This window comes from Streptomyces sp. ISL-94 (assembly GCF_018614075.1).
In the GTDB taxonomy this organism is placed as follows: Bacteria; Actinomycetota; Actinomycetes; order Streptomycetales; family Streptomycetaceae; genus Streptomyces.
The window spans coordinates 64508-74083 of record NZ_JAGGOZ010000053.1 but is presented as its reverse complement, the minus strand read 5'-3'; the positions used below and the strand labels follow the sequence as shown (position 1 = coordinate 74083).

The following is a 9576-nucleotide window of genomic DNA, read 5'->3' as shown; positions in this document are numbered from 1 at the left end:
ACAAAAGCATTAGGAGGTGAGGTGGCCGGCGCGGGCGAGGGCGCCGAGCCAGTGGGCGCTGGGTTCGGGAGTGCGGGCGAAGGTGTGGCGGTCGACGGCGACGAGGCCGAAGGTGGGCTTGTAGCCGGCGACCCATTCGAAGTTGTCGAGCAGTGACCAGTGGATGTAGCCGCGTACGTCGATGCCGTCGTCCATGGCGGCGCGCAGGCCGTGCAGGGCGGTGCGGGTGTAGTCGCTGCGGCGGGTGTCGTCGGTGGTGGCGATGCCGTTCTCGGTCACCAGGATCGGTACGCCGCCGGTGGTCTGCCAGGTGTAACGTACGGCTTGTTCCAGGGCCTGGGGGTAGTACTCCCAGTCGGTCAGGGTCTGAAGGGGCCCTGCGCACTGCGCGCGCGCCGACCCGCGTCCGCTGCGACGGCGAGATTCTCGGCCGCGCCGTCGGCCCGCCTTTACCGATCACGTTTGAGGTGACCGGTTCGCTCGTTGGTAGTGGGTTTCAGGGCGAGACGTTCGCTTTCACCGAGCTTGGTAAGCCTCTACACCACTGAGGGGTGTGAGAAAGGGCGACCCGGCGCAGGGCGGCCTCGCCTCCAGGGTCCCCTCCCCCGGCTCCCCGCTCCCTCCCGGGCAACGAACTTCCATGCCCACCCCGACCGGCAGTCACCACGCTCCGCTGGTGTGTCGGTGGCCAGTCGGGATTCCCCGCCGGCCGCCAGTTGGTGGGGAGCCATCTGGCCGCCGACGGTTGCGGTGCGTCCTGTCAGTGCCTTTGGTTCCGTGCGAGGAAGTCGCTGATGAGCTTCAGCCATTCCTGCGGGCGTTCGACGAACGGCAGGTGCCCGGTGGCGAGTTCGGCGACCTCGGCGGTGGGGATGGCGGCGGCGACCTCCCGCTGGAGGGTCGGGGAGATGAGCGGGTCGGCGGTGGTGACGACGACGAGTGTCGGTGCCGCGATGCCGGCGAGGTCGCCGCGGACGTCAGCCCTTCGGACCAGGTCGACCTGCTCTGCGGTGCCGACGGGCAGGGCGGGCGCGAGCTGCTCGGCGGCGTCGTGGACCTGGAGCGGGGTGAGGGAGTTCAGGACCGGTTCACTCAGCGCCATCAAGTTCAGGTATTGGGCAAGCACGGTGTGCTGACCAGATTCGAACAGCTGGTGCCAGATGGAGGCGGCGAGGGAGGTACGGGTGTCGGCGTGCGCGAACGTCGCACTCAGCACGAGTGAGCTGACCCGTTCAGGGTGACGCGAGGCGAGGCGAATCGCGACGGGTCCACCGAGCGAGTACCCGCTGACCGCGAAGGTGTCGAGCCCCTCTGCGTCGGCCGCCGCCACCAGCTGTTCCACCAAGTCGTCGATTTCCAGGGGCCCCTGGGCCTTCGGAGTGGCGCCGGCGCCGGGGTAGTCGACTCCGACGACCTTGTGCCGTGCGGCGATCCCCTCCATGCGCCCCCACCACAGCCCCCGCAGGGCCGCGACCCGCCCTGCCGGCAGGACTGGAGAGGTGCCTGAGGTCACCGATCCGGCCCAACGGCCGTAACCGGCTACTTGCTCGCGCGTTGGGTCGGGAGCACGTGCCGTACTCCCTGCGGCAGGTCCACTTCTCTAGGAGATCTTGATGTCCCGTATCGCAAAGGCCGTAGCGGTTACCGTCTCATCCGCTGCCATCCTCGCCGGCGGCGCCGGCATGGCCGCCGCGGACGCCACCGCCGAGGGCGCTGCCATCGGCTCCCCCGGCGTCCTGTCCGGCAACGTCATCCAGGTGCCCATCCACATCCCGATCAACATCTGCGGCAACACCGTCAACATCGTCGGCCTCCTCAACCCGGCCGCCGGCAACGTCTGCATCAACGACGGCGGCGGTGACAAGACCTACCACCACGAGGGCGACCACCACGAGGGCGACCACCACGGCGAGTAAGAGCATCACAGGCCGCTGACCTGCGAGCAGCCACAGTGCCGAAGCCGACAGATCACGCCATCCTCTGAACCAGCCGCAAGGCACACGCCTTGAGCGCTCCGGCCTCCCCCACCTCCGAGGGAGGCCGGAGCGCCACCCGACACCGCGAAGGCCCCGGACAGTCCCACGGTCATGCGCTGCCGCGTGATCGTAGATCCTCGGGAGGCCTGCCTTCGGGTATACCTGCCAGCTGGCACCGGCTTTGTTCACGAGAGAGAACGAGCATTAGACAGTTGTTCACCACTCCGGGAGGCGCTCTGTCGGTGATGGCTGAAAAGTGGTTCTGGATCACAGTTGCCGTGCGCCGGCTCCGCGAAACCTTCCCGCATGCCGATCCGCCCCGCAGGAAACCGTCGGTCAGGGACGTGACTGGCTGGATCACCCACCACCCCGACAGCCTCGACGAAGACAAGACCCAGCGGCTCAAGGAAATCCTGGACCGCTGCCCCGCACTCGACCCCACAGCCCGGCACGTGCGGAGCTTCGCCGAGCTGATGAACAACCGCCGCGGACAAGAACTCAAGGACTGGATCACACGCGTCCGGGCCGATCGTCTGCCCGCCCTGCACACCTTCGCCACCGGCCTGGAGCAGCACCTCGATGCCGTTGTCGCCAGCCTGAGCCTGCGCTACAGCTCCGGCGCCGTCGAAGGACACAACAACAAGATCAAGATGCTGAAGCGGCAGATGTCCGGCCGCGCCAACCTCGACCTCCTGCGCAAACGCGTCCTCCACGCCGCATGAGACCGGTCGTGGTGGCGGCTTGGATGGTCACCAGGTCACCGCGGATGTCCACGATGTCGAGTTCCACGTCGTCGGCCCGGTGAAACCAGAGGTCTGGGAGAAGCTCGTCTGTCACGACCGCTCATGAGCGCGACTTCCGTAACGCTCCGTGGCTCTGGCACGCAATGTGATCCAGAATCACTTTTTCACCCGTCACCGACAGCGCACCGAAGGATCCGATAGAGGGGCGCAACGGGGTGCCCCCTCGGGGTACCGGACCGGCCGGTGTCGGCCGAGGGGTCCCTGTCGGGCGGAGCCGTCTACGCGATGGCGGATAGATCCGGCAGCGCAGCGGCCTTCGAACCGGCCCGTGTCCGGCTGACACTGCGCGCCGCGCACGACAGTCTCGGCCGCCGACCCCTGCGCACCTTCACCTCCCGGTTCGGGCAAGGCCTGATCGGCGGATCCGTCATGGGCATCGGATGTGCCTGCGCTCTCACCCTCCAACGCGCGCTGGTCTCCGGGACACGGCTCACCGACCCGCACGTCGTGGAAGGCACCCTGATCAACATGCTTGTCCTCGGGCTGATCTTCGGCTCGGCCGCCGGTCTCGTGTTCGGGCTCATGGCCGCGCTCGAAGCACCCGTGGACGTCACCGCGGCGGCCACCCCTGTCAGTCTGCTGTCCTCGAACCGTACGACGGCCGGCCGGCAATTCCTCATCCTGGCTCCGGCGTTCACCCTGGCCATCGCCTTCGGCGGGTACCTGATCGTCCATCTGCTCCAAGGCGCGATGGGACCACTCAACTGGGGAGTCCAGGACAGCCTGTTCATCAGCGCGGTCGGCGGCCTGGGCGGCGCGGCCTCCTATGTGCTCGCCTTCACGGCTTGGGGCCAATGGATCGTGCTGGCACGTGTCTGGCTGCCCTTGGCCGGGCGACTCCCCTGGGACCCCGCCGCGTTCCTGGACGACGCCTACCACCGAGGGGTGCTGCGCCAGGCCGGAGCCGTGTACCGGTTCCGCCACGTCCGGCTGCAGCACCACCTCGGACACACCTTCCGTGGCCGGCACCGGGACTTCGCACCGGCCACGTTCAAGCCCCCCTCGATGGGCACCCCCTGACCGCGGGAACTTGACGGCGGGTGACCTCGGGACCGGCACGGACCGCGGGCCTCCCGGACGGCCGGTCACCAATGACCGGTCGCTTGGCCTGTTGGCCGGACGGTACGGGGCACCAGCATCGGGACGTCCGGCTCGCGGCAGCTCACCGCGCCGCGAGCCTTTTCGATGAGGGGTTCCCGATGACGTCCCTGCGCCTCACCGCACTCGGCGCCACACTCGCGCTCACCGCCCTGATGGGCGCCGGCGCCGCGCACGCCGCGGCACCGACTGCCACGCCGGCGGTCACCGTCTCCACCCCCTCGGCTTCCGCCGAAGTCCCCACCTTCAGTAACGGCTACGGTCTGGCTTTCGCCGACTACGTCCCACGCCTCGAAGCCGCCTTCGCCGCGGCGGGCTGACCGGCCGGCAGGGCGCCGGGCCGCACGCGGTGCCCCCGCCGCCCGCATACCCCGCCTCCTGTCTCGCTGCGGAGGAACAACCATGCTGGAAGCGTCCTACACCGACCACCGCCCCGCCTGGGGCCGTCCAGCGCGGCATCCCCTGTGCGACGAGCCCGGCGAGCACATCGCAGCAATGACGAACGCCCACCTCACCACCAACCCAGCTGCCCAGCGGTTGACCACGCTGCTGGACACGGCCCCTCACAGCGTGAGAACCGGACCTGAACTCACAACGCATCCAGAGCGGGAGACGGGGCTTGTCCAGGTCGCGACGCGACAGCCTTTCGTCACTCGAAGAGGGTGCTGCTCTGACGATTCGCCAATGTGCAATGCCAGGAGGAGACATGGAAGAGAAGGACACCTACGAGCAGCCGACCAGCGAGGCCGGTGCGCTGGCGGCCGAACGCGGTCTTGGGCAGTGGTTGCGGACCTTCCGGAGCAAGCAGAGCCGCCTGGTCAGCAAACACAACGCGTCGCGGCTCTACATCCACGCCAATGGCGCGGTGGTGACGGGACCCGAGGGATTCCGGGCCGCGTACGACTGGGAAACGGTGCGGCTACTGCGGTACATGAGCACGCGCAACGGCGTCCCGGGGAACGCCCGGTACACACTGCTGGACCCGCACGGCGCTGCGGTGAACTGGGCCAGCGCTTCAAGGGCTGACGGGACATGGCGACGCCACCGCCCGACCCGCAGCAGCGCACCAAGGCCGGCGCCAGGTACGGCAGTCCGCAGGCCGGCGACCACCGCAGCCGAGCAGGAGCCCCGTGCCGGGCAATCCGTACGTCGATGGGGGCAATCCGTACACCGACAACGGACCGCCCCAGGCACCTGTGGCCGCGCATCATCCGGGGCCGCCGCTCGTCAGCGCCCCCCTGTCCGCGCCGCCCTCGGGGCCGGTGGCGTCCCCGCCGCCGACCCCACAGAGAGCATCCAGGCCGGAAACGTTACCAACCGCCCGTAACCAGGTTCATTTGACAGACCCGGCCGTAGTCCGACCGGGCGACCTGCGACGCGGCGCCCCGCGACTGCGCGTTCCGGGACTTCGCGGGATCAGTTGAGGTCGTCCGAGCCTTCCCTGGCCGAGGCCAGTTCACCCTCCGGTACACCCTCCTCGGCCCCCAGGGCCAGCCCGCGCACCTGAGACAGCGCCAGCGGCACCACCGCGGCGAGCGCGACCAGCAGCGCCCCGGCCGCCAGCGTGAACCGCACGCCGAACATGTCCGATAGCGGGCCGGCGCGAGATATCCCGGCGGCACCGGAAGGATCTGGCCGAGCGTCGAGTATGACATCGTCCGGCCCAACCGGCCCGCCGGGATCCGCCCCTGCACCAAGGACATCAAAACCGAAGCGAGAACACCGTGACTGAACGAGTACGCGCCGTCCTCATCACCCCCGCCACCACGCTCCTCCTGATCAAGCGCGTCAAGCCGGGCATCCCCGCGTACTGGGTCGTCCCCGGGGGCGGAGTCGAGCCCACCGACCGCGACCACGAAGACGCCCTCCGGCGCGAGATCCGGGAAGAGATCGCGGGCGAGATCGGCACTCCGCGCCTCCTTTGCACCCTGACCGACGGCGAGGAGAGCCAGCACTTCTACATCGCCGACATCAAGATGTGGTCCTTCGAGGACCGCGCCGGCCCCGAGTTCAGCCAGGAAGGCCGCGGCGAGTACCTCCTCGATGAGATCCCCCTCACGGCCGAAGCCCTGCGGCAGGTGAACCTCAAGCCCGACGAGATCACCGCCGTGCTTATCGACGCGCTCGCCACCGGGCAGATCCCCGCCGCTGTCTGACCACGCCACCGACTGCGCCGCGTTCGGGGCGCATGGAGCGGGCGGGACGGAGGAGCTGCGCGTCGCGGTCGTCCCCGCCGGGCCGCAGCCCGGACGCCGGCCGGCTCGGCGCGTTCGTGGCCCGGCTGGGGGCCTGTACGAACCGGCCCGCGTCCACCTCGTGGGACCGCCTCGCTCTCACTTGGGCCGGGCAACTTCCCCTCGGGCGCCACGGGGTGACCGCTCCGCCGTGAGAGCTCCGCCCAGCACAGGCGGCGCCAGCGCGGTCCGGGGACGGTGCCGGCGAGTACGTCCGCGGGTCAAGGGCCGGGACGATCTCGGGCCCGGTGTCTGCGGCCGTCGGCACGGCCTGCCGGTACGCGAGGTACGACATGCCGGCCGGTCCCCGAGCTCGTGTTCGTACATGGAGTGGTGGGCCCACGCCGCGTCGGGCAGTGCGGGCCGCAAAATCCGGTGAGCCCATCGTCGGCGGCCGGTTTCCGCAGCCAATCAGCCTCGTCGGACGGGGCGAGCGGCCACCGGGCGGCCGCCCTGAGCGGCAGAGGTCTGGCGCATCCGCTCATGATCTCGCCGCACGGTGGCGAGTCCACAGATTCCGCTCGGGGAGCGGCAATTCCTGTCTTCGGGGCGAGGAGGGCGGAAAAACCTCGTACGCTGCGGGCGTGGGGGGGGAGTCGCGAAGGGGGGACCCACATGGGCTTGCAAAAGGGTGCCAACGTCCCGGTGGAAAGTCCCGGAGTCCGGGTGGAGCTGGGATGGCAGGCGCATCCCGGAGCCCCGGACGTGGACGTGTCGGCCCTGCTGCTGACGGCAGTCGGCAAGGTGCGGTCGGACGACGACTTCGTGTTCTACAACCAGCCCACGCATCGCAGCGGCGCCGTCCGCCATGAGGGCAGGCGTCAGGACGGCACGGGTACTGTCGAGACGATCGGTGTGACGTTGTCGGCGGTGGAGCAGGACATCGGGACCGTGGTGGTCGCGGCTTCCACCGACGGCACGTTCGGCCAGGTGTCCGGCCTGTTCGTGCGCGTGCTGGACGCGGAGAGCGGCGCCGAGGCGGCGCGGTTCGACGCCACGGATGCCACGACTGAGACAGCGTTCGTGCTCGGCGAGCTGTACCGGCGCAACGGTGCGTGGAAGTTCCGCGCGGTGGGCCAGGGCTACGCCTCCGGTCTCGCCGGGCTGGCGACCGACTTCGGCATCACCGTCGACGAGCCCGCCACCACACCTCCACCGGTACGACAGACGCCGACTGCGCCGGTCCCCCCACCGGCACCCCAGCCAGTGCGGCTGTCGAAGATCACCTTGACGAAGGCCTCGCCCGCGGTGTCGCTGACCAAGCAGGGCGCCACCTCAGGGGCCATGCGGGTCAACCTCTCGTGGAGCGCGCCCAAGCCGCCGCGCGGCTGGATGAACAAGGGTAAGGACGCCGTCCGGCTGGAGGACGTCGATCTGGACCTCTCCTGCCTGTGGGAGCTGCAGAACGGAACGAAGGGCATCGTCCACCCCATCAACAACCAGTTCGGCTCGTTCGACCAGCCGCCGTACGTCCTGCTGGACCAGGACGACCGGACCGGCGGCAGCGAGAACGGCGAGAACCTCATGATCAATCTTGATCACACGGCCGAGATCAAACGCCTCCTCGTGTTCGTGGTCATCTACGACGGAGCGTCCAGCTTCGCGGGACTGCACGGTGTCGCCACGCTGTATCCGCCCGCCGGTCCCCCGATCGAGGTGCGTCTGGACGAATGCACCGTTCCCTCGCCGGTCGCCGCGATCGCGCTGATCGAGAACGTGGGCGGGGAACTGATCGTACGGCGAGAGGCGAAGTACCTGGTGCTGGCGCCGGGCATCTTCAAGCAGCAGGCCGCGGACCTCGAGTACGACTGGGGGATGAACTGGCACACCGCCGGCAAGGACTGACCGAAGCGCTCCGACTGTCCGGGTGGGGCGTTCCACGCCTGTGCGACCTGAGGTGTCAGGCGAAGCGAGTCGATGCCTGGATTGTGGATCTCCAGGTCGCGCCAGAACAGCCTGCATAGGTTGCGGGCCATGGAACACAGCGAGAGGGGGTCGAGTTCGGGAGCCCGCTCGGTGAAGTACTCGACCAGCGGATCACGGACGGGCCGGCACTCGATGCCGTAGCCGTCCCCGATCTGCTCAACGCTGCGACGGCACTCGATACGAAGCACCCGAAGCCGCAACGGCGCGCTGGCCGGCAGCACGCCGGCCTCCTTGAGCAGGGCGTAGAAGGGTGGGCGCCCCGCGCTGCCCCGGAAGTGGTGTTCCTCCAGCGCTGCCGTGAGCTCGATGCAGTCGCCGACGATGATGTCGCTGACCCGGCCGCCCTTGCGAATCACGATCCATGTGAGCTTGTTCAGGGTGTCGGACGTGGCCGCGGCCGTCGCGTGCCGAGCCAGTCGGTCGAGCCGCTGGAAAGCCTTGGGATCGCTGACCGCCCGGGTCTCGGCGAGCATCACCGTCACGCGTTGCCGCGGCAGCCACGGGTAGCGGGGCCGGATCGCCTGCCCGGCGACCGGGAGCACCAGCCCCGTGGCCAGCCCATCGCGCTGGTGGCGCTTGATTGCGCCGCGTCCCGTCAGGGGCACATCGGTCCACTCGAAACCGGCGGTGTCCGCTCCGCTGGCCATCCAGCTGTCGGTCGGCGTACACGTGAACGGACTCTGTCACTGGTCTTGTGACGGTGTCGGCGTCAGCTTCTGAGCTGGATCAGTGTGGGGAGGAGGTCGCGCTTGGCTCGGCCGTAGCCCGCTCGCTTGATCAGTTTGACTCTGGTGACTTGCCCTTCGCCCTTCCCTGAGCTCCAGGTCGAGGTGAGGCCGGCGATGACGGCGTCCTGGTCGTGGAGGAGTCCGCGGGCGAACTGTTGCAGCGAGGGTAGATCGCTGTTGTGGGGCGCGGGTGCGGTGCATGGCGGTCCTGCTGCTGCTGAACAGCACGGCCAGAGGTTCCGCGGCCAGGGCGACCCGCAGGTGGAGCACGGTGGCCAGGAGCTGTTCGGGGAATGAGAGCCGGGGTGGGCGGCCGCGCTGGGGGTCCCCGTGCGGGGCCAGGGTTGCTGTGAGTTGGTCCAGTTGCCCGTGGGTCACCCGGTCAGCTCGGGATCGGACAGCAGGGCCCGGTCCCACTGCCGGGGCGGGTGCCTGCGGGGTCCAGGCGGCCGGGGCGGTCGGGGCGGGCTGGGGATGCAGGGCATAGTTCCAGTCGCCGTGGAACGTGTGGCCAGCCAGCCGGCCGCGCTCGCCCAGCTCGGCATCGACTGGGCGCGGTAGGCGGGGGGCGTACTGGATGGAGGTCATGCGAGGCGGCGACGCACCACCACACCCCGCGCCAGCCGCAACTCCTCGCCCTACCCGGCAGCACACCCCGGAACCGACACCGTGCACAGAGGAATGAGCAAACCCACAGCAGCCACCCACCACCCTGATAACCGACTGACAGCAGCTGCGTGGTCACTCCATGGCAGCCGAGATCAGAACCCGTGCCCGGAAGAGAACCGACACAACCAATCCCATCCCGGCT

At 69.3% G+C, this 9576-nt stretch carries 9 protein-coding genes and 1 pseudogene; 6 read left to right on the top strand and 4 right to left on the bottom strand.

Annotated features, from left to right (window positions below):
* Nucleotides 1-9: 9 nt before the first annotated feature.
* A complete protein-coding gene (locus J7E94_RS18210) occupies nucleotides 10-363 on the bottom strand; it encodes a family 1 glycosylhydrolase (RefSeq protein WP_215016627.1) in 354 nt (117 codons plus the stop codon).
* A 397-nt stretch (nucleotides 364-760) separates the two neighbouring features.
* On the bottom strand, nucleotides 761-1513 hold the full coding sequence (locus J7E94_RS18205; protein WP_308345256.1) for an alpha/beta fold hydrolase: 753 nt from the start codon (nucleotides 1511-1513) through the stop codon (nucleotides 761-763).
* 100 nt (nucleotides 1514-1613) lie between these two features.
* Here J7E94_RS18205 and J7E94_RS18200 point away from each other — a divergent pair, with 100 nt between their 5' ends.
* The 4 genes from J7E94_RS18200 (at nucleotide 1614) to J7E94_RS18185 (ending at nucleotide 4197) form a co-directional block, all read left to right on the top strand.
* On the top strand, nucleotides 1614-1916 hold the full coding sequence (locus J7E94_RS18200) for a chaplin (protein WP_215016611.1): 303 nt from the start codon (nucleotides 1614-1616) through the stop codon (nucleotides 1914-1916).
* A 272-nt stretch (nucleotides 1917-2188) separates the two neighbouring features.
* Nucleotides 2189-2698: a transposase gene (locus J7E94_RS18195; RefSeq protein ID WP_215016609.1), complete on the top strand. Its 510-nt coding sequence runs from the start codon at nucleotides 2189-2191 to the stop codon at nucleotides 2696-2698.
* A gap of 306 nt (nucleotides 2699-3004) precedes the next feature.
* The gene (locus tag J7E94_RS18190; protein ID WP_215016607.1) at nucleotides 3005-3799 is read left to right on the top strand and encodes a hypothetical protein; all 795 of its coding nucleotides are present in this window, start codon (nucleotides 3005-3007) and stop codon (nucleotides 3797-3799) included.
* Nucleotides 3800-3978: 179 nt separating this feature from the next.
* The gene (locus J7E94_RS18185; protein WP_215016605.1) at nucleotides 3979-4197 is read left to right on the top strand and encodes a hypothetical protein; all 219 of its coding nucleotides are present in this window, start codon (nucleotides 3979-3981) and stop codon (nucleotides 4195-4197) included.
* Between the two features lie 1096 nt (nucleotides 4198-5293).
* On the opposite strand, the gene J7E94_RS18180 is transcribed toward J7E94_RS18185, so the two are convergent.
* Nucleotides 5294-5452: a hypothetical protein gene (locus J7E94_RS18180; RefSeq protein WP_215016603.1), complete on the bottom strand. Its 159-nt coding sequence runs from the start codon at nucleotides 5450-5452 to the stop codon at nucleotides 5294-5296.
* Between the two features lie 149 nt (nucleotides 5453-5601).
* Between J7E94_RS18180 and J7E94_RS18175 the strand changes: the two genes are divergently transcribed.
* Entirely contained in the window at nucleotides 5602-6033 is a 432-nt protein-coding gene (locus tag J7E94_RS18175) for an NUDIX domain-containing protein (protein WP_215016601.1), read from the top strand.
* 693 nt (nucleotides 6034-6726) lie between these two features.
* Complete coding sequence (locus J7E94_RS18170) at nucleotides 6727-7956, top strand: TerD family protein (protein ID WP_215016600.1); 1230 nt, start codon at nucleotides 6727-6729, stop codon at nucleotides 7954-7956.
* Nucleotides 7957-8897: 941 nt separating this feature from the next.
* On the opposite strand, the pseudogene J7E94_RS18165 reads toward J7E94_RS18170, so the two are convergent.
* A pseudogene (locus J7E94_RS18165) lies at nucleotides 8898-9284 on the bottom strand (ISAzo13 family transposase); the annotation flags it as partial.
* Nucleotides 9285-9576 lie beyond the last annotated feature (292 nt).

Excerpts from the sequence above, each read along its gene's own strand:
- J7E94_RS18200 (WP_215016611.1), top strand. The coding sequence starts at position 1,614 with ATGTCCCGTATCGCAAAGGCCGTAGCGGTTACCGTCTCATCCGCTGCC.
- J7E94_RS18185 (WP_215016605.1), top strand. The coding sequence starts at position 3,979 with ATGACGTCCCTGCGCCTCACCGCACTCGGCGCCACACTCGCGCTCACC.
- J7E94_RS18190 (WP_215016607.1), top strand. The coding sequence starts at position 3,005 with ATGGCGGATAGATCCGGCAGCGCAGCGGCCTTCGAACCGGCCCGTGTC.
- J7E94_RS18170 (WP_215016600.1), top strand. The coding sequence starts at position 6,727 with ATGGGCTTGCAAAAGGGTGCCAACGTCCCGGTGGAAAGTCCCGGAGTC.